We start from the raw sequence: 19,202 nt of genomic DNA, 5'->3' as shown, positions 1-19,202 counted from the left end.
CTCTACTCGCACAGCATCAAATGACGGGAGAACGCACCTTTTCGCGCCACACAACGATCTACAATCGTAAAACCGGCCGCAGCAATCATCTCATCCACCGCCTCAATCGCCACAATGACCACTCTGTCCGCAATCCGCCGCGTATGGCTTAGAATCGCAAACTGCTCTTCAGGAGTAATCCGTGAATACAGATTATAAGGCATGTCCACGATCGCTGCATCGTAATGCTCCTGGATGTCTGCGATATCTCCGAGCGTAACGACACTCTCGAAGCCGAAATGAGCGATGTTCGTCCGCGCACCTGCCGCTATGAGCGGGTTAATATCACGGCCAACGACATCGATTCCCATCGACAGAGCTTCCACCATTACTGTGCCAATTCCGCAGCAGGGATCGATCAGCTTCACACAGGGTATGCGCGGAACCGCCATATTGACTGCTGCCCGGGCTACCCGTGTGCTAAGCGCTATCGAGTAGCTGCGGGGCTTGTGCATCTGCCGGAACCAGGTTGCATTGTTCTTATGATAAGGGCCGAAGTACCAGCGTCCGCCGAGCGTAACAATCCCGTACACCAGCTCCGGATGGTTCACATCCGCCTCTCCCTCAATCCGCAGGCCGATTTCCCGCTCAATCACTCTGCGCTCACCGTATTCGATTTTATGCTCAGGAGCCAGATCATTAGTCTTCACAAAAATAACCTTGAAGCTCCGCCCCCCCAGTTCTACCTGCTCTGTCTGTTTGTAGATCTCCGGGAGCGTGTCCCCTTCGTACATCACATCTATCCGTTCTTTGATAAAAGGACTGCGGCTGACATCCACCTCTACCCCGCTTGCGAATATAGCCGGAGGGATCTTCCGGCCGAACAGGCAGCGCAGCTCCATTCCGCATAATGAGGTCTCATCCGGTGAATGGGCATACGTATAAATATATATCGGTTCAACACTTGCAGGTATGTTCGTTGACACTACAATTTCGCTCCTGTCGCTTCCGCCGTGCCCGGCGGTTCCTTTGCTTAAACTAAGTAAGTCTATCACGGTTACTGCCAGTAATCAACAGCCTGCAAGGAACTGTCTCCTGAGCTACGCAGTTCCAGTCACCCTCTGCTCTAGCGATGGACAATCCTTTTTTGATCCCTCGGGATATCTCCAGTATAATGAATGCATTACACTGCCGACCTGAGCCGCAGAGACCCTCCGTTATGCATGTTGCCGCATAATACGGGTAGCTGTGGTATTAAGCAGCGAATTCCAAGGAGGTACATACCTACAATGTCATACGAAACTTACTTTCAGGCTGAGCGTGAAGCCCAGCTTGGCGAACTCAAGCAATGGCTGGCGATCCCCAGCATTTCAGCCCTGTCCAGCCACAAAGAAGATATTAATACCGCAGCCGGCTGGCTGGTAGAGACCCTGAAGCGTGCGGGTCTTGAGAATATCGAGCTGCACCCTACCGCCGGTCATCCGGTGATCTATGCAGATTACCTTCATGCCCCCGGCAAGCCGACCATTCTGGTCTACGGCCATTATGATGTACAGCCGGTTGATCCGCTGAACCTGTGGACTACGCCTCCGTTTGAACCGGAGATCCGTGACGGCAAGCTCTATGCCCGCGGCGCTACAGACGACAAAGGCCAGGTATTCATGCATATCAAAGCCATCGAGGCTATTCTCAAGCAAGAGGGCACTCTGCCGGTCAACATTAAGCTCTGCATCGAAGGGGAAGAAGAGATTGGCAGCGTCAACCTGCCGCCATTCCTGGAAGCTAACCAGGACAAGCTTGCGGCAGATGCTGTTCTTGTCTCGGATACCTCCCTGCTGGAGCGCGGACGCCCTGCCATCTGCACCGGGCTCCGTGGTCTCTGCTCGATGGAGGTTACAGTGAACACTGCCTTGACTGACCTGCACTCCGGCTCCTACGGCGGCGGCGTTCCTAATGCGCTGCATGCACTGGTCTCGCTGCTGAGCACCCTTCACGATGACAAGGGCCGCGTATCTGTAGAAGGCTTCTACGAAGGTGTGCCTGTCCTATCCCCGCTGCTGCGCGAAGAATTCGCCAAGCAAGGTGTCGACGAAGACAAGATCCGGGCCGCCCTCGGCCTGGAGCAATTGTACGGCGAAGAAGGCTACACCTTCGTGGAACGGGTCGGCGCGCGTCCAACACTGGAGCTGAACGGTGTATACGGCGGCTTCCAAGGCGAAGGCAGCAAGACGGTAATCCCGAAGGAAGCCCATGCCAAAATTACCTGCCGCCTGGTTGGCGACCAAGACCCGCAGCACATCCTGGATGCCGTTGAAGCCCACCTGAAGGCGAATATCCAAAAGGGCGCCAAGGTTCAGGTGAAGCAGATGGAGAAGGCACGCGCCTTCAACATCGATCCGTCGCACCCGATCCTCCAGACCGCTGCCGATGCTTACGGTAAGGTCTACGGCACCCGCGCCCTCTTCACCAAAGATGGCGGCTCCATCCCCATCATGGAGAGCTTCGCCCGCATCCTGAAGGCGCCGGTCGTCCTGATGGGCTTCGGACTCGATGACGAGAACCTGCATGCACCGGACGAGCACTTCAACCTGGAGAACTTCGACAAAGGTCTGCTGACCCTTGTAGAGTTCCTGAAGACCGTCTAACGTCCAAGACAGTCTTACCTGTCATTTCATAAAGCCAGGCCCCCGGAGGATCAGGGGGCCTGGCTTCTTTTTGTTTATTTTTGCACGTGCGATACACAACAAAAAAACCCTTGCGGACAAGGATTTCGGAAGTTAATTATGGAGCGGGTGATGGGAATCGAACCCACGCTATCAGCTTGGAAGGCTGAAGTTCTACCATTGAACTACACCCGCAACTCAAATTGAGTACAAGAAACATTGTAGCATCACTACGAATAAATTGCAACCCTATTAAATTCAGATACCGGAGATTACGACGGCATTTCCAGCAGAGGCCTGAGGAAGGACTGCTCGAATTCAGCCGCCTTCACCGGCTTGCTGAACAGATACCCCTGGGCCTCATGGCAATGCTGCTGGCGCAGAAAGTGCAGCTGCTCCTTGTTCTCCACGCCTTCGGCGGTAACCTTGAGCTTCAAATGGTGGGCCATCGAGGTAATCGTAGAGACAATCGCGGCATTGTTGCTGTCCTCCATGACATCCGATACGAAGGAACGGTCGATCTTCAAGCGGTCAATCGGCATATTCTTCAGATAATGCAGCGAGCTGTAGCCTGTGCCGAAATCATCGATGCTGATGCATACGCCAAGTCTTTTGAGACGGTTCAATTGGTCGAAGGCGGTCTCCTTGTCCAGGGTCATGCTCTCGGTAATTTCCAAATCCACGTAGCAGGGATCTAGACCGATATCCTTCAGGATAGCATCAATTTTGCCCGCCAGATTGGGCTGCAAGAACTGGCGCATCGAGAGGTTAATGGACACGCAAATCGGATGATAGCCAGCATCCTGCCACATTTTATTCTGCATACAGGCCGTCTTAAGCACCCATTCCCCAATGGGAACAATTAGCCCGCTCTCTTCAGCGATAGGAATGAAATCTACTGGAGAGACCAAGCCGCGTTTGGGATGGTTCCAGCGCAGCAGCGCCTCCATACCGACAATCTCTTCTGTCTCAAGCAGTACCTGGGGCTGATAGACCAGATAGAACTCCCCCCGCTCCAGCGCCCGGCGCAGATCGTTCTCCAGCTTGAGGCGTTCCTTCGCCTTCATCTGCATAGCCGGAATATAGCGGCGGATCTCCACCCCCTGCTCCTTGGCATTGTGCACCGCTGTGTCCGCATTTTGTATCAACTGCTCAGCCGTATCTCCGTCCCCGGGATAGATGCTTACCCCCAGACTAAGCGAGATATGGTATTCACCCGACTCCAGGCCTACCGGTGTCTCGAACAGGCGCAGCAGCTCACCCGCGCGGACCAGACAGTTCTCCAGCCCCGTCCGCTCCGTCATCAGAAAAGCAAACTCGTCCGCCCCCATACTAAAGAGCTCTTCATTGACTCTAACCTCGTCCCCGATCCGCCGGGCGACCAGCTGCAGCAGCAGATCTCCTGCATAATGACCAAGGGAGTCATTGATATTCTTGAAATGGTTGATGTTCATAATGACCAGCCCGGAGAAGCCGCGGCTTTTGTCCTGCTCACTCTGGAGCACCACCTCTTCCATGCGCTGCATCAGACGGCGTCTGTTCGGAAGACCTGTCAGCTCATCGTGGTACGCCAGATAATTAATCCGCGCTTCCGCCTGCTGGTTCTCCTGGAACGGCTCCTCAATCGTCAATCTGTAGACTCCGGTCAGCAGAAGATAATACGCCGCTGCGCTGCTGAGCATCCCGAAGAGATAATCCAATTCTCCGACACTGAACAGATTCATGAAGAAGACCTGAGCCAGTGAGAAGAATACAAGGGAACGGATAATAATCAGCAGAGAAGCCGACTTCTCGCTTTTGCCAGGATAGATGATAATCGCAGCGCCAAGCAAATAGACGAACAGTATCGCCATATTCATCAGATCTCTTGCCGTTTCTGCCCATGGTTCGTCCGCCAGCCCGGGGACAATCCGGTTGCCGAGACCAAGTACCGCCAAAGACAGCAGAATCACCACAAATGCATTCCTGAATACCTTCCCCTTGCTGCCGGTTCCAACAAGCTGGTCTTCTCTGCTAAAAATAAGCATAATTCCCAGCGCACTGGCCAAGCGGGAGAACGTCAGGAGCCATAAGGACTGCCCCTGGCTGATATAAGGGGTGATTCCGGGAATACCTACAAACCCGAGTACATGCAGGAAGTCAAAAATACTCACCCCCAGGAACAATGCAGAGGTGTACAGCCTGGCTTTGGATAAACTATTGGCGAACAGCAGCCAGCCCTGGGCGAAAATCGCAAAACCGAATGCGATAGTACAGCAGCCCAAAATAAGGTAAAACGCCATCAGCAAATCCTTGTCCTCTATTTGTCCCAGCGGTGTACGAAAAATCTGGATCAGAAGGAATAGCGCAGCCCCCAGAATAGCCGCATGAATCGTCTTTCTCTCTTCTTGTCTCATAAGTCCCTCGCGTCTAAAAATAATATCTATAAAGTCAGATGGATGTGTATGATGTCCTATGTATAAATATCGGCCAGACGGCTCTGTAAAGTTACATTGATCATCTACAATATTGCAAGGAAGCAGTTCCGGCAGAAAAAAAGCACCTGCCTACAAATAGAGGCCAGTGCTTTCTCCTTCCAGACGGTTATTTGTCCCCGAAATTGACTTCAGGTGTTGTTAGTGTGTCATAGAAGTCAACCGCCTTATCTTTATTGGCCGAAGATCGCAGCGCCATTGCCGAGCGGGGATGCTCATCCAGCGTTCCGGTAATCATATACGGAATGATGTAGCCCCACTCTTCCTTCTCCCGCAGAGGAATCATCAGGTTCTCAACGATATCCAGAACAGGCCGGAGCGTATAATTCGTGTTCTTCAGATGGGTAACCAGAAGCTCTGTAGGACAGTTACCTGCAGCGCGGCCCATTCCATAGCAGGAAGCATCCAGAAGCTCTACCCCCTTCTCGGCTGCAATCAGCGTATTGGAGAAGGCCAGCTGAAGATTGTTGTGGGTATGCACACCGAGCCGTTTCTCCGGCAGATGTGTCTTGAACTTCTCTACCAGGTAATGAAAGTCATTATGATCCAGGCTGCCGTAAGAATCCACGATATAGACTACATCAACTACGCTCTCACGAATCTGCTCGAAGGCTTCCAGCAGCTCATTCTCCATCACGTTGGACAGGGCCATAATATTAATGGTCGTCTCATAGCCCAGGTCATGGAACGTCTGCACCAGTTGAAGGGCCTTGTCCACATCCTTGCTGTAACAAGCCACACGGATCAGATCGAGCATGCTCTCACTGCGGGGCAGAATATCATTCTCGTCCACACGCCCGATATCGACCAGAGCCGACAGCTTCGTATGCCCCTTTTGCGGAATTACCTTGCGCAGGAAGTCGTCATTCAAAAAGCGCCAAGGACCTGCACCCTCTGCCCCTTTGAGCAGCTTCGGCGAGTTTTTATATCCGATTTCCATATAATCAACACCGGCTTCATTCAGTCCGGCATATAATTTCTGAACAAATTCAATACTGAAATCCCAGTTATTCACCAATCCCCCATCACGGATGGTGCAATCGACAATTTTACTATGATTAGTCTTCACAATCTGTTCTCCCTTCGGGGTATCTATTAAGTACTATGCTTATATTATCGTTCAATCATACTTTAATGAAGAAGATATTGTAAAGAAAATTTCAGCAATCTTCATATCGATTTTTGCAAACAGAAACAATGACATTAATCACAGAAAAAACGGGAGTAAAATGCTACATTACAAGAAATCATTGAGATTGATTATCAGTCTCTTTCGGAGGGATAACAATGGCTCTAACATCCTGCTCCTTGCTGCGTCTGCAACCAGGCACTACCGGCTCCATTCAAAGAATTGAAGGCATGAATCCTATCTTGCGCCGCCGTCTGGCCGATCTGGGAGTATCTGAGGGTGTAATGATCCGTCTCAAGGGCAAAGGGCCTTTCATGGGTCCGATTACGCTTGAATGCAACGGTCAGTTATTTGCTATCCGGCGTAAGGAAGCATCTATGATAGAGGTGAAGGTGTCATGAGCTCTATCGCACTTGTGGGGAACCCCAACACAGGGAAAACCTCGCTGTTTAATACCCTGACTTCTTCCTACGAATACGTAGGCAACTGGGCAGGCGTTACGGTTGAGAAAAAAATCGGCAGTCTGAAGAATGGAGCCGGCAAGCTGATCGATTTGCCCGGAATCTACTCTCTTCACCCCCTCTCCCGCGATGAGGGCGTAGCCGCACAATATCTGATCGAAGAAACCCCTGAAGCACTTATCAATATTGTCGATGCCTCGCAATTGGAACGAAACCTGCTGCTTACCCTGCAACTGCTGGAGTATGGCAAGCCGACGATCCTCGGACTGAATATGACCGATGTCGCCAAGGCACGCGGCATTCAGGTGGATCCCGACATCCTTAAGGAACGGCTTGGTGTTCCCGTGCTGCCGCTGATTGCACGGACAGGCAAGGGAACCAGTCAGGTGCTTAGCGTGCTGGAGCAGCCCTCCCATATCCCGCCTGTTACCTTCCAGTTGAATTATGGCGACATCGCTGAGGAAGCCATAACCTCCATTGTTGCGCAATTGCAGAAGACCTCTGGTCTACCTAATCTCCGCTGGGTTGCTCTGCAGCTGATGGAGCAGAACCCGGTAATCCTTGAGCTGCTCAAGAAGCGGATGGATATTTCCGGATTACTGTTGATCGCAGAAGCCTGTCAGACCCGGCTGCAGCAGGATAAGCTCGCCCTGACGCTTCCACAGTGGATTCGTTCTGTCCGCATGGACTACATCCGGATGGTATGCGCTGACGCTATAGACTCTACCCTGCAAAAACCGCATAATCTGACCGAACGTCTGGATTCCATCCTTACCCACCGTTTTCTGGGACTTCCCCTGTTCATCGTCTTTATGTATGCCATGTTCAAAACTACCTTTGACTGGATTGGCGGGCCGTTGTCCGATCTCTTGGATGGCTTTATCGGCGGTCAGTTCAGCGATTGGACAAATTCGCTGCTGGGGGCCATCGGGGCTTCTGAATTCACGCACGCGCTAATCGTTGATGGCCTCATCGGCGGTGTAGGCGGCGTGCTCGTATTTGTTCCACAGATCTTCATCCTGTTCCTGATGATCTCCTTCCTGGAGGATTCCGGGTATATGGCCCGTGTCTGCCTGCTGATGGACAGCACGATGGAACGGATGGGACTGAACGGCAAGGCCTTCATTCCGTTCATTATCGGCTTCGGCTGCAACGTACCGGCGATTATGGCAGCCCGGAGCATTGAACAGCCCAAGGACCGGCTGCTGACAACACTGCTAATGCCGCTGATGTCCTGTTCTGCCCGGCTTCCGGTATATCTGCTGTTCGCAGCGGTCTTCTTCCCTGCCCAGCAAGCCACAGCTGTACTCTCTATGTATGTATTGGGTGTTGTATTTGCACTGATTCTGTGTAAGTTCTTCTCCAAGTACCTGTTCAAAAATGAGACGTCTATCTTCATTATTGAACTGCCTCCTTACCGGATGCCGCAGTTCAAGACACTGAGCCGCAGCACCTGGGAAAAGGGCAAAGGCTTCCTGCGCAAAGCAGGGACCATCATCCTGGCCGGCTCGGTTCTGATCTGGCTGATGTCCTATGCCGGTCCTGGCGGTCTCAATGTGGACATGGATCACTCCTTCCTGGCCAAATTCGGCGGCTTCATCGCCCCGCTGCTGCATCCGCTCGGCTTCGGAACATGGCAGGCCGGTTCTACCCTGGTGCCCGGCTTCCTCGCGAAAGAGGTTGTGGTCTCCACCATGAACATCATCTACCATGCCCCGGATGCAGCAGGACTGGAAGGGCAAATTGCTTCAGTCTTTACACCGCTTAGCTCGATCAGCTTCATGGCCTTTATCCTGCTCTACATTCCTTGCCTGGCCACTGTCGGCGTTATCAAGAAGGAGACTGCATCCTGGAAATGGACATTCTTCTCCATGGGTTACTCTCTGGTATTAGCTTATGCGGTGTCACTGGTGATCTATCAAGGAGGACGTTTGCTCGGATGGTCGTAGCCCCGTAGCAAGTCCAAGTTATTTTGAGAGGAAGCGATGACAGCAATGATCGTTAATATTGTGATCGTGACGTTAATATTCGGATATTCCGGCTGGATGATCTACCGCCATGTGCAGAAGGGCAAGCAGGGGGCCTGTGCGGGCTGTGACAAGGGCAAGACCTGTCCTGCAGCAGCGATGGATTCCCCTCTGTCCTGTGGCAGTGCTACACTGGGCAGCAAGCGCTAGGATGCAGTTCTACCTGATACAGATTGGTATTCTTTCGTTTAGAAACCTTGGCATGCGGGTATGTTAGTTATAAGCTTTTAACAACCAGACTAGTGCCAAGGAGGAATAACCATGAACACCAAGAAGACTCTGTTTACAACGGTAGCCTTGGGAGCCGCCTACTTGCTGAAGAATAAGAATACACGGGATAAGATTATGAATGGCGTCCAATCCCTGACTGCCCAGATGAAGGCCCGTAAATAGGCTGTCATTCCGCAGTTATGAGAAGCAGGATTCCAAATACACAAAGAGCCGCAGGTCTCAGGGGACTGCACCCTGTTTGTGAGACAGGGGTCAAAACACCTTGCAAGTTTAAGCAGCCAGTCGCCGAAAATCCACCGGCGACTGGTTATTTAGTTTCGCCTGAATCCGAATTGAGTTATAGTAGGTGATGTAGTCTCGAACGGTCCGTTCAACGATTGCTGTCGTTGTACACATGAGATCTTCGAGGTAGAACGTTTCAGACTTTAGGGTGGAATGAAACGATTCGATGGGGGCATTATCCGCGGGCGTTCCTTTACGGGACATGCTCATGGTAATGCCTTTTTCTTTGACTGCCGCCTGGTACGCCTGAGACGTATACACACTGCCCTGATCGCTGTGGAGCAGCATGTTGGCCCGCTCTGGAAGTTGGCCCAGCGTATCCAATACAAAGGACGTGTCCTGCTTGTCCGCTATACTGTAAGCGACAATTTCTCCGTTGTACAGATCCAAAATACTTGAAAGGTACAACATCTTGCCGCCAAACGGCAAATACGTAATATCTGTGACCAGTTTTTGCAAGGGAGCTGCTGCATGAAATTGCCGCTTTAACAGATGTTCTGCAGGTTGTGCCGGTTGCCCCGTAGTCTTTCGTTTCTTCATCCTCACACGGCACTGTAATCCCTCACGCTGCATGATACGCTGGACCCGTTTATGGTTTATAGGCTCTTCTGCCCGAAGGAGTGCCGTGATTTTACGGTAACCGTACCGGAATTTGTGCAGAGTGCAAAGCTGCCTTATCTTTTCCACCATCCGATCTGTACGTTGAGTCCTGGCAGCCTTCCAGCGGTAGTAGGTAGCTCTCGCGACCCCAAGCCACGCACAAGCCTCCGACACCTTCACTTCTGCCCGAATGGATTCGATCCAGGCAACGACAACTTCTGGTTCCACCCCCTTTCCAGTTCCTTGTACTTTTTTAGCAGGTCCAATTGTTGCTTCAGGAATCGATTCTCTGCCTTTAGTCTCTCCAGCTCCGTAGTGGCTTCCGGACCTTTTCCAAGGCTGTATTGCTTACCTACAGGTTGCTCCATGCGATGAATTTCGCCTTCGCGATACCATTTCATCCAGACTTTTAGTTGTGTCCTATTTCGTATGCCCAACTGTCTCATAACATCGCTCACGGGTACTCCTGCCAATCTCATTTCTATAGCTTTCATCTTTATTTCTACGGGGTAACTCACTCTGGTTGCCAACGCAAAAAACACCTCCAAGGATATCTCCCTATCTTACGACAGAGTTTCATTCTCTTGAAGGTGTTTTGATTTGTCTCACATTAGGGGGTCAGTCCCCAGGAAACTGAGATTCTGCGGCTCTTTGTCTGTCAGGACGATTCGGGTTAGGCTTCAGGGGAGCGGTAATCCGGTTCAGCCGCAGCGCTCAGCAGATATTCCAGCAAGGTGCGGACCATTACGCCCGTGGCCCCCTTAGGATTCATTCCACGTTCCGCTGACAGAAAAGCAGTCCCTGCAATATCGAGATGCACCCACGGCAGTCCTTCGGCGAATTCTCCAATGAACAGCCCCGCCGTGCTGGCAGCTCCATACCGCCCGGCAGCATTGCGGAGATCCGCAACCTCGCTTGTCAGCATTTCCCGGAATTCAGGATAGACGGGCAACGGCCAGATCTGCTCCCCCGACAGCCTTGAGGCTGCCAAAAGTTCTTCCAGGAATGCTTGATCATTCGTTACTGCCCCTGTAGCCACATCTCCCAGTATCGACACCACAGCTCCTGTCAGCGTGGCTACGTCAATGATCCGCTGCACCCCCCACTCCCGGGCATAGGTAAGCGCATCTCCCAGAATGATCCGGCCCTCCGCATCGGTATTGATAATTTCAATTGTTCTTCCACTGAGAGTAGTAATGATATCACCCGGTTTAAAAGCATTCGCTGCAGGCATATTCTCTGCCGCCGGAATCAGCATGACCACATTGATCTTGGGACGCAAATGCCCCAGCGCATCCATGACCGCCAGAACGGCTGCGGCACCGGCCATATCGCTGTGCATGCTCTCCATGCCCGGTGCCCGCTTCAGAGAGATGCCTCCGGTATCGAAAGTAATTCCTTTGCCGACTATACCTACTGCGTTCTCCCATTGGTTCGTTCCCTGATAGCGGATAACAATCATGCGGGGAGCATTCACACTGCCGCTGCCGACCGCAAGCAATCCGCCCATTCCCTTAAGCTCCAGCTCCCGTTCATCCAACACTTCAGCGGGAAGTCCGTGCCGTTCAGCGATTTCTATAGCGGCCATCGCAAGCCCCGACGGAGTCAGCAGATTCCCCGGACGGTTGGTCAAATCACGGGCAAGGTTGGCAGCCTCCCCGAAAGCCTTCCCCCGCTTGATCCCTTGTCTCCAGGCTTCCCCTTCTGCTGCTTCGCTCTTGCCTTGCATACGCAGAAGTACCGTCTCAATACCTGCGTAGGCTGCCTGTTCCAGTTTATATTGTCTTCTGCGGTACGACCCCAGGACCAGCCCTTCCGCGATGGCCTGGCCGGCCTGCTCTGCCTTCAGATCCCCAGCACGCCCGCCTAGTGCCGACGGTACCTGCACAACGAGCGCAGCAGCCTTCAGCCTGTAAGCCGCCTTGGCAGTCTGTGCCATCAGCTGCCGCAGCTCGTGCATACCCATCTGGCCTTTTCCGCTTCCGGCCAGAATGACCACAGGCTGCTCGGGTTGCTCCATTACGGGCATGATATACAGTTGCCCCTGTTTGCCACTGAACAGCCCCGCTGCGGACAATAGGCGGACTCGCGCGGCCCAGTCCGCCGGAAGTCCTTCTCCCTGTGCCTGTGCCTCTGAGATCATTAGACATACAGCCTCTCCTCGGGCCATGGCTTGACTGGCATCACTGCTCCATTCAATAATCAAAATTCATCCCTCCGACAGACGCAGATAAGGCTGATCTCCCGCACTTGTTCGTGCATTGCAGGAATCAGCCCTTACATATTGATTATAACCCGTATGCACTCCACCGAGAACAACGGGCTTAAAATAAGCATTAATGAGTAAGCGGAAGTGAAATGACGAATCGGGTTCCTTCATTCAGCCGGCTGCTGACCGAGATGCAGCCGCCATGATTCTTGATGATCCGGTCACTGACGGAGAGTCCAAGTCCCGTCCCATTCTCCTTCGTGGTGAAGAACGGATTGAACAGTCTGTCAAGCGTGCAGATATCCATTCCCTTGCCGTTGTCAGAGATGAAGATGCGCACCTCTGTTCCTTCTTTACGTGCGCCTACCTCAATTCGCCCTACAGAATCATCCACCCGCTCCGAGATTGCTTCCATCGCATTTCTGATCATATTCAGCACAACCTGCTTCATTTGCTTAATATCCCCTGAGATGGCCAGGTCCTCCTGGAGCACCTGCAAGTTGATCTGGCAGCCCTTCATCAGCGCCTCGCTCTCTGTCAGCAGGACTACTTCCTTCAGTAATGCAGAGACAGGAATCATGCTGATCTGCGGCACAGAAGGCTTAGAGGAAGTCAGAAATTCATGAATAATGTCATTGGCACGGTCAATCTCCGCTAATATAATCTTCGCATATTCTTCTTTGCCGAGCAGATGCAGATGGGGATGAAGCAATTGGATGAACCCCCGGATAGCCGTCAGGGGATTGCGGATCTCATGGGCGATGGATGCCGATAACCGGCCCAACATGGCCAGGCTGTCATTCTGGTAAGCTGTCTGTTCAATTAGCTTGTAGTCGGAGATCTCTTTGAATGTGAACAGGTAGCTGCCCTTCATTTCCTCTCCGCTGGACAGGGTTGCGCGCCAGTACCGTCCATATTCATCCACAAATTCATAGCTTGGCTTACCTTTGAGCACCATTTCACGGTAACTCCTGAGCACCTGCTTCTTCTTGAAGCGGCTAAGCTGAATATGGGATAACAGATGATGCAAGGTGCAACCCAGAAGAGAGTGACGGTTAAGCTCAAGAATGCCATACATCTGCTTGTTGACAAAAGTTAGCACACCCTCATCATCAAAAAGCAGAATCCCGCTGTCGATGTGCTCCAGCACATCCTCAAATGTGGTATCCATCGGACCAGATTGAAACGTTCTTGCCGATAATAGCAAGCTTTCCTGATATTGGCTTATCACGATACGAAGTTCCCCCTTTTACTGCAATTGACGAAGACGCTTAAGCGACATCAAATTACTATGTATCTGAGTATATGACGAAGCCGCCAGAACATTCGAAAATCGTATTGTATTATCCAACCGTTTCAACTATATTCCAATCATATCCAAGAGAAGAAGACAACGCAATCAGAGAATCTGTCGAATGACAAAAATATTCCTAAAATGATTCTAAAGACACATTTAAGTAGGAGGGGAATGATTTATTTCCTGCAAATACATTGAAAAGAGCCCCCGCCATATGGCGGGAGCTCACTAATTTATAACATGATGGTGGCAGGAGCTAGACAGATATTCAAGCCTTCTGCTGGAGCCGGAGACGCCGCTGGCTCATGACAGCCAGACGCTTCTTCAGCTCACGTTCCCATTTGGAGTCGCCGATCTGTTTAGCAACTGCCAGCAGGTCCAGCGACATATCGATCTGGCTGCGTATGATCGCGAGCGGGTCCTCGCTCTCCATATTGATGACGTTCTCGAAGATCGCTTCCTCTTCCTCCATCACATAATCCTGGAAATCCACATCCGTGACGCCGTCGCCATGGGCATATTCCGCCAGAATTTCATATTCATTCTCGACTTTGTAATGTACCTCTACCCGGTGGCATACCGGACAAAAAAGCAGGGGAACATTATGGACTTGCGTGCGATAATGCTTTAGGGTCCCCTTCGTTCCAACCATACTCGCTCCACAGCAAAAGCTCATTTTTGTTCACCCTCCTTGAGTGTTGTCGTTGATTTGAATTCCTATTAGTATATTACAAAGCAGCGGGAGAGATTCCTCCCCTTACAAGCTATATATTAACCTTTATGCCCATTTTCAAACGCCTGCCCTTATCTCAAGTGGAAACGGTTTTGCCGTCCTTTTAAAGGACGGTACCGTTCCAGCGAGAACGATAAGGATAATTATAGCGCGAAGCATATACATTCTTATCTTTTTGCAAAAAACCTCCTTGAAGGGAATAATACTTCCCGCAAGGAGGTCCTCTTAGTATATCAAAGATCGCGGCTCATGAGGCCCGGAAGCTTACAGGTTCTTGTCGCCTGGTTTCCAGTTCATAGCGCACAGCCCGCCGGATTGGAGAGCCTGCAGCACACGCAATGTCTCTTCAACACTGCGGCCTACATCATTATGGTTAACAACCTGATACTTCAGTTCACCTTCAGGATCGATGATGAACAGTCCGCGCAGCGCAATGCCTTCTTCTTCAATCAGGACGCCATAATCACTGGCAACCTTCTTCGTGATATCAGAGGCCAGCGGGAAGTTGATCTGGCCAAGACCGTTCATATCCTTAGGTGTAGACAACCAAGCCTTGTGGCTATGGATGGAGTCGATGCTCACACCGAGAATTTCTGTATCCAGCTCTGCGAAATCAGCAGCTGCATCACTCAACGCTGTAATTTCTGTTGGACATACGAAGGTGAAATCAAGCGGATAGAAGAAGAATACAAGCCATTTGCCGCGATAGTCGGACAAGCTTACCTTACCGAAATCCTTACCGTCTCCTGTTACTGTCTCCATGAAGAAGTCAGGAGCGGGTTTACCTACCAAACGTTCTGCCATTGCTTAAATCCTCCTTTTGATTATGTAAGAAAAACAGCTACGGACCGTTGCCGGATGCAATATGCTTTTCTTGATTTTATGGGATGGTTACATTCTTACGGGTACAGACCAAATGTTATCATCGTACAAAATCAAAGTCAATATTACATTGATTACTTTTTTATAATAATTATAAATAAGCAACATTTTGTGAAGTTTTTCTCCGTTCTGCGTCAAAAGGGATACATGTGGTAGAACTAGGCTTTGCGGATAGCGGCTACAATCAGGTCACCCATCTCTGTGGTGCTGATCGCCTTGCTCTTATCAACTGCGATATCACTGGTGCGGTGACCGGCATCCAGTACCTCTGCAACTGCGGCTTCAATGGCAGCGGCTGCATTCTCGTAGCCGAAGGTCATGCGGAACATCAGTGCAAGCGACAGGATCGTGGCGATCGGGTTCGCCAGTCCTTGTCCGGCAATATCAGGCGCGGAGCCGTGAACCGGCTCATAGAGGCCATAGCTGCCTTCTCCCAGTGAAGCGGAGGCCAGCATACCAATCGAGCCTGTCAGCATCGCTGCTTCATCGCTCAGGATATCGCCGAACATATTCTCGGTCACGATGACATCGAAGCTCGAAGGACGGCGCAGCAGCTGCATCGCACAGTTATCCACCAGCACATGCTCAACCTCAACCTGCGGATATTCCGGCGCCACTCTGTTCACCACTTCACGCCACAGACGGGAGGTCTCCAGTACATTGGCTTTGTCTACGCTCGCCAGCTTACCCCGGCGCTTCCCGGCAATCTCGAACGCCTGGCGTACAATCCGCTCAACCTCCATGACATTATAGACACAAGTGTCTACCGCTTCTTCTCCATGCTCGCCTTGACGGCGCAGCTTGTCCCCGAAGTAGATCCCGCCTGTCAATTCACGTACGACCATCAGGTCTGTTCCTTCCAGTACCTCCGGCTTCAGCGTCGAAGCATCCTTCAGACAATCGAAGACCACTGCCGGTCGCAGATTGGAGAATAGACCAAGCGCCTTGCGGATACCCAGCAGTCCAGTCTCCGGACGCAGCTCCTTCGGATTGTTATCCCACTTCGGTCCGCCTACGGCTCCAAGCAATACAGCATCGGCGCTGCGGCAGATCGCAAGCGTATCCTCAGGCAGCGGAGTTCCGCGTTCATCAATGGCGATTCCGCCGAACAGGGCGTGCTCCGTTTCAAATGTATACCCGAACAACTCTTCCGTTCTCTTCAATACCTTTTCTGCTTCTGCCACAACTTCAGGTCCGATACCGTCCCCGGCAATTACGGCGATTTTTTTGACCTCGCTCATTCCTGTCACTCCTTAGGTAGTCCTGCTGGTCGCAGACATAGTTCTTCTGTATATTGTTGTATCATAACGAAGGACAAAGGACAAAGATATAGATTCTATCACGTTCATAGATATAGCCTATAAGTGAAGCGGAGCGTGAATTTGCCCTTGTCCCGCCAATTGATTACAATTAATGGGCAGGTGAAATTATCGGATCTCTAATCATATGGAAGAGGAGTGATCTTAAGATGCAATACGCGAAGCTTGGCAAGTCTGGTATGAAGGTAAGCCGCCTCTGTCTGGGAACGATGAACTTCGGTCCCATCACCGACGAGAAGGAAGCCTTCCGCATTATGGATGCAGCGCTGGACGCGGGAGTCCAATTTTTTGATACCGCCAATGTGTATGGCTGGGGTGAGAACTCGGGTCTGACCGAGACCATTATCGGCCGCTGGTTCAAGCAGGGCGGCGGACGCCGTGAGAAGGTTGTCCTGGCGACCAAGGTCTACGGGGCGATGAGCGACAAGCTGGATGGACCCAATGATGAAGGCGGCCTCTCTTCCTACATTATCCGCCGTCATCTAGAGGGCTCCTTGCAGCGTCTGCAGACCGATCACATCGAACTCTACCAGATGCACCATATCGACCGTAACGTGTCCTGGGACGAGCTGTGGGGCGCCTTTGAGCTTGCGGTCAGCCAAGGCAAGATCGGCTACACCGGCTCCAGCAACTTCGCCGGCTGGGATATTGCCGTTGCCCAGCAGGAGGCGAAGGCCCGCGGGTTCCTCGGACTGGTATCCGAGCAACATAAATACAGCCTGACCTGCCGTCTGCCAGAGCTTGAAGTTCTGCCTGCGGCGCAGCATCTGGGCCTAGGCATTATTCCTTGGAGTCCGCTTGACGGAGGACTGCTTGGCCGCAATGCGTTGAAAAAGATTGAGGGCAGCCGCAGCGGCGGCAACGCGGAGCGGGTAGAGCAGCACAAGAAGCAGCTTGAGGCCTTTGCGGAGCTGAGCCTGGAGCTGGGTGAGCCGCAGGATAATATCGCTCTAGCCTGGCTGCTGGCGAATCCTGCCGTCACAGCTCCAATAATCGGACCGCGTACCCTGGAGCAATTCGAGAGCGCGCTGCGCAGCCTGGAGGTTGTTCTGGACGAATCCGTGCTGAAGCGTCTGGACGAGATTTTCCCCGGACCCGGCGGCGCAGCTCCGAAGGCATATGCATGGTAATCGGGACTAACTGGCTGCAGCCCGCATAATCTCCCGGAAATCATTCCTTCTCTTACAATAAAGAGCTGTTCACCGGCATAATGTTACCGGTGAACAGCTCTTTGTGCTTGATGTCTTTTATTGCGCCGTATCCACTGTTATAGAACCATTGCTGGTGGACAAGGTGACCTCATGGGTGCCTTTGCCAAGTACAGCCGTTCCATGGTCCTCATCGTCGCCGCCCCAGTCCACATCGCCTTTAAGCGATCCGTTACTGGTATCTGCCGTAATCTTGGCATCCGTTACCGCAGGAAGGCCTAAGACAATCTTGCCGTTGCTGGATTTCAGCTCCCATGCACCCGTGATTGCCGAGTTCACTGTTATCTTGCCGTTACTGCTTCTGGCCGACACAGCGCCGTCAATATTCCCGAGCGTAATCGCACCGTTCGAGCTAACCAGATCTGCTCCGCCCTGTACATTCTTTACCGTCAGCGTGCCATTGCTGCTATGAGCCTTCACACCTCCAGAGACATCATGGATATCCATCGTTCCGTTGCTCGTATCCACATTAATGCCTGCGGCCAGTCCCCCGGCTTCGATGGAACCGTCACTGGTCTCTACCTGAGCGGCCAGATTCTGCGGAATGCTGACATTCAGATATGGCGCATTGTTGTTGAAGCCGATCTGGATATTGGAGAGCCAGCCTGAATCTCCCTCAAGCGCCATCACAAGCGTGTCGCCCTCGGTCGTCACTTTCCATTTACGCTCCAGAGCACTTGCCGCTTCATTGTCTGTATTGCCCGGCAGCTCCAGCTTCCCTTCATACGCCAGCGTGTTCCCATCCACACCCTGAAGCTTAACCTTGCCTTGGGGCAGATTAATCCGCACGTTCTTAATATCCTGCTGCACTTCTACCTTCCCGTTCACCGGCACCAGCTTGGTATTGCCGAAGATACTGCTCAGCGATCCTCCAGCCAACACCGTCTGTGCCCCGCTTGCCGCTATAAGCACAATGATCAGCAGAATGGCCCAGCCGCTTACCCGGCTTTTGACATCGGATTTGATGAAGAGCCTAAGCAGCATCTCCAGGCCGAACAGGATAAGCAGGGCCGGCCAGATATAGCCCAGCACATCGTACGTGATTGCACCATACTGAGCCATGACTACAATAACGCCTACTATTATGCACCCTATTGCGGCGGTAAAGCTGCCGATTTTCCATCTCCCCATCCTTCAATTCCCCATTTCACTATACTTTTGAATTATTCTTCAGCATCCTGAATCCATACCCGATCAAGGCAAGCGACAGTAGAATCGCTCCGATATTCATATCGCTCAGAATTTCCCACAAAGCGGGAAATGCAGTGATAAGCAGCAGCAGGATGCCCGCGATAACACACCCTATACCGACCCACACCGGATTCACATCATCATGCGGGTACATCGGGGGCGCAGACATTCCCATCGACCAGGGTGCTCCAAAGCTGTCCGGATGGAACATCATCCGCTCATGCTCGGCAGCCGATACCTTCATCCAAGCCGCCTTTTGCAGCGCATCGAATAATTGATAGAACCAGAGCGCAGCAAGCGCGAACGGAAACACGGCGGGCATTGACGGAATGAATATAATACAGAGCGATGCTCCAATCATATACTCCAGACCCAATTTTTTAAAGCCCAGATACATGTGGCCCAGTCCTGGAACCATAGCCAGGAGAAACGTGAGCCAGCGTCTTTTCTTAATCATATGTTACCCTCCCAAAAGTTTTGTTGAAATAAAATAGATAACCGGCGAAGCCGCTATGGA

Annotated in this window: 17 protein-coding genes and 1 tRNA gene; 6 read left to right on the top strand and 12 right to left on the bottom strand. The window is 51.9% G+C overall.

All coding sequences use genetic code 11. From position 1 onward, the window contains the following. Window positions 1-2: 2 nt before the first annotated feature. Complete coding sequence (locus NYE24_RS27655) at window positions 3-953, bottom strand: RNA methyltransferase (protein WP_342479307.1); 951 nt, start codon at window positions 951-953, stop codon at window positions 3-5. A gap of 315 nt (window positions 954-1,268) precedes the next feature. Between NYE24_RS27655 and NYE24_RS27650 the strand changes: the two genes are divergently transcribed. Beyond that, on the top strand, window positions 1,269-2,624 hold the full coding sequence (locus tag NYE24_RS27650) for a dipeptidase (protein ID WP_342477143.1): 1,356 nt from the start codon (window positions 1,269-1,271) through the stop codon (window positions 2,622-2,624). A 139-nt stretch (window positions 2,625-2,763) separates the two neighbouring features. Here the strand turns inward: NYE24_RS27650 and NYE24_RS27645 are convergent. From NYE24_RS27645 to NYE24_RS27635, 3 genes are all read right to left on the bottom strand, one after another. After that, window positions 2,764-2,837, bottom strand: a tRNA-Gly gene (locus tag NYE24_RS27645). 77 nt (window positions 2,838-2,914) lie between these two features. Then, window positions 2,915-5,038 carry an EAL domain-containing protein gene (locus NYE24_RS27640; protein ID WP_342477142.1) on the bottom strand — a complete coding sequence of 708 codons (2,124 nt, stop codon included), beginning with the start codon at window positions 5,036-5,038 and terminating at the stop codon, window positions 2,915-2,917. Between the two features lie 187 nt (window positions 5,039-5,225). Then, complete coding sequence (locus NYE24_RS27635; RefSeq protein ID WP_342477141.1) at window positions 5,226-6,185, bottom strand: aldolase catalytic domain-containing protein; 960 nt, start codon at window positions 6,183-6,185, stop codon at window positions 5,226-5,228. Between the two features lie 218 nt (window positions 6,186-6,403). On the opposite strand from NYE24_RS27635, the gene NYE24_RS27630 reads away from it, so the two are divergent. The 4 genes from NYE24_RS27630 (at window position 6,404) to NYE24_RS27615 (ending at window position 9,126) form a co-directional block, all read left to right on the top strand. After that, window positions 6,404-6,646 carry a FeoA family protein gene (locus NYE24_RS27630; RefSeq protein ID WP_036696155.1) on the top strand — a complete coding sequence of 81 codons (243 nt, stop codon included), beginning with the start codon at window positions 6,404-6,406 and terminating at the stop codon, window positions 6,644-6,646. Next, entirely contained in the window at window positions 6,643-8,655 is a 2,013-nt protein-coding gene (gene feoB, locus NYE24_RS27625) for a ferrous iron transport protein B (RefSeq protein WP_036696153.1), read from the top strand. Before NYE24_RS27630 ends, feoB begins: the two co-directional genes overlap by 4 nt. 36 nt (window positions 8,656-8,691) lie before the next feature. Then, window positions 8,692-8,883, top strand: coding sequence for a FeoB-associated Cys-rich membrane protein (locus NYE24_RS27620; RefSeq protein WP_235218462.1), 192 nt, complete (start codon window positions 8,692-8,694; stop codon window positions 8,881-8,883). Window positions 8,884-8,994: 111 nt separating this feature from the next. After that, on the top strand, window positions 8,995-9,126 hold the full coding sequence (locus NYE24_RS27615; protein WP_256707444.1) for a hypothetical protein: 132 nt from the start codon (window positions 8,995-8,997) through the stop codon (window positions 9,124-9,126). 108 nt (window positions 9,127-9,234) lie between these two features. Here the strand turns inward: NYE24_RS27615 and NYE24_RS27610 are convergent. The 6 genes from NYE24_RS27610 to leuB form a co-directional block, all read right to left on the bottom strand. Beyond that, window positions 9,235-10,376 (bottom strand): IS3 family transposase gene (locus tag NYE24_RS27610; protein WP_342476556.1). Its coding sequence is split into 2 segments (ribosomal slippage): window positions 9,235-10,103 and window positions 10,103-10,376, totalling 1,143 coding nucleotides; the frame shifts between segments, so codons are not numbered across the junction. Between the two features lie 143 nt (window positions 10,377-10,519). Then, window positions 10,520-12,052, bottom strand: coding sequence for a leucyl aminopeptidase (locus tag NYE24_RS27605; RefSeq protein WP_342477140.1), 1,533 nt, complete (start codon window positions 12,050-12,052; stop codon window positions 10,520-10,522). Window positions 12,053-12,182: 130 nt separating this feature from the next. Further along, window positions 12,183-13,286, bottom strand: coding sequence for an ATP-binding protein (locus NYE24_RS27600; RefSeq protein ID WP_036696151.1), 1,104 nt, complete (start codon window positions 13,284-13,286; stop codon window positions 12,183-12,185). Between the two features lie 334 nt (window positions 13,287-13,620). Continuing rightward, a complete protein-coding gene (locus NYE24_RS27595; RefSeq protein WP_036696149.1) occupies window positions 13,621-14,028 on the bottom strand; it encodes a hypothetical protein in 408 nt (135 codons plus the stop codon). 321 nt (window positions 14,029-14,349) lie between these two features. Next, window positions 14,350-14,889, bottom strand: coding sequence for a peroxiredoxin (locus NYE24_RS27590; RefSeq protein ID WP_036727686.1), 540 nt, complete (start codon window positions 14,887-14,889; stop codon window positions 14,350-14,352). 236 nt (window positions 14,890-15,125) lie between these two features. Then, the gene (leuB, locus tag NYE24_RS27585; RefSeq protein WP_036696145.1) at window positions 15,126-16,208 is read right to left on the bottom strand and encodes a 3-isopropylmalate dehydrogenase; all 1,083 of its coding nucleotides are present in this window, start codon (window positions 16,206-16,208) and stop codon (window positions 15,126-15,128) included. A gap of 227 nt (window positions 16,209-16,435) precedes the next feature. Between leuB and NYE24_RS27580 the strand changes: the two genes are divergently transcribed. Beyond that, complete coding sequence (locus NYE24_RS27580; protein WP_036696143.1) at window positions 16,436-17,416, top strand: aldo/keto reductase; 981 nt, start codon at window positions 16,436-16,438, stop codon at window positions 17,414-17,416. Between the two features lie 117 nt (window positions 17,417-17,533). Here NYE24_RS27580 and NYE24_RS27575 read toward each other — a convergent pair whose 3' ends face one another. Both NYE24_RS27575 and NYE24_RS27570 read right to left on the bottom strand, forming a co-directional pair. Further along, window positions 17,534-18,625: a DUF4097 family beta strand repeat-containing protein gene (locus tag NYE24_RS27575; protein ID WP_083678098.1), complete on the bottom strand. Its 1,092-nt coding sequence runs from the start codon at window positions 18,623-18,625 to the stop codon at window positions 17,534-17,536. A 19-nt stretch (window positions 18,626-18,644) separates the two neighbouring features. After that, window positions 18,645-19,142: a hypothetical protein gene (locus NYE24_RS27570; protein WP_036696139.1), complete on the bottom strand. Its 498-nt coding sequence runs from the start codon at window positions 19,140-19,142 to the stop codon at window positions 18,645-18,647. Between the last annotated feature and the right edge of the window lie 60 nt (window positions 19,143-19,202).

The organism is Paenibacillus sp. FSL H7-0350 (genome assembly GCF_038593195.1).
Classification (GTDB): Bacteria; Bacillota; Bacilli; order Paenibacillales; family Paenibacillaceae; genus Paenibacillus_AQ.
Note: the sequence above shows the minus strand (reverse complement) of the source record. Positions and strands in the feature narration are given on the sequence as shown.

Coding starts and splice junctions, on each gene's coding strand:
- NYE24_RS27650 (WP_342477143.1), top strand. CDS start 1,269: ATGTCATACGAAACTTACTTTCAGGCTGAGCGTGAAGCCCAGCTTGGC.
- NYE24_RS27640 (WP_342477142.1), bottom strand. CDS start 5,038: ATGAGACAAGAAGAGAGAAAGACGATTCATGCGGCTATTCTGGGGGCT.
- NYE24_RS27630 (WP_036696155.1), top strand. CDS start 6,404: ATGGCTCTAACATCCTGCTCCTTGCTGCGTCTGCAACCAGGCACTACC.
- feoB (WP_036696153.1), top strand. CDS start 6,643: ATGAGCTCTATCGCACTTGTGGGGAACCCCAACACAGGGAAAACCTCG.
- NYE24_RS27620 (WP_235218462.1), top strand. CDS start 8,692: ATGACAGCAATGATCGTTAATATTGTGATCGTGACGTTAATATTCGGA.
- NYE24_RS27615 (WP_256707444.1), top strand. CDS start 8,995: ATGAACACCAAGAAGACTCTGTTTACAACGGTAGCCTTGGGAGCCGCC.
- NYE24_RS27595 (WP_036696149.1), bottom strand. CDS start 14,028: ATGAGCTTTTGCTGTGGAGCGAGTATGGTTGGAACGAAGGGGACCCTA.
- NYE24_RS27590 (WP_036727686.1), bottom strand. CDS start 14,889: ATGGCAGAACGTTTGGTAGGTAAACCCGCTCCTGACTTCTTCATGGAG.
- leuB (WP_036696145.1), bottom strand. CDS start 16,208: ATGAGCGAGGTCAAAAAAATCGCCGTAATTGCCGGGGACGGTATCGGA.
- NYE24_RS27580 (WP_036696143.1), top strand. CDS start 16,436: ATGCAATACGCGAAGCTTGGCAAGTCTGGTATGAAGGTAAGCCGCCTC.
- NYE24_RS27575 (WP_083678098.1), bottom strand. CDS start 18,625: ATGGGGAGATGGAAAATCGGCAGCTTTACCGCCGCAATAGGGTGCATA.
- NYE24_RS27570 (WP_036696139.1), bottom strand. CDS start 19,142: ATGATTAAGAAAAGACGCTGGCTCACGTTTCTCCTGGCTATGGTTCCA.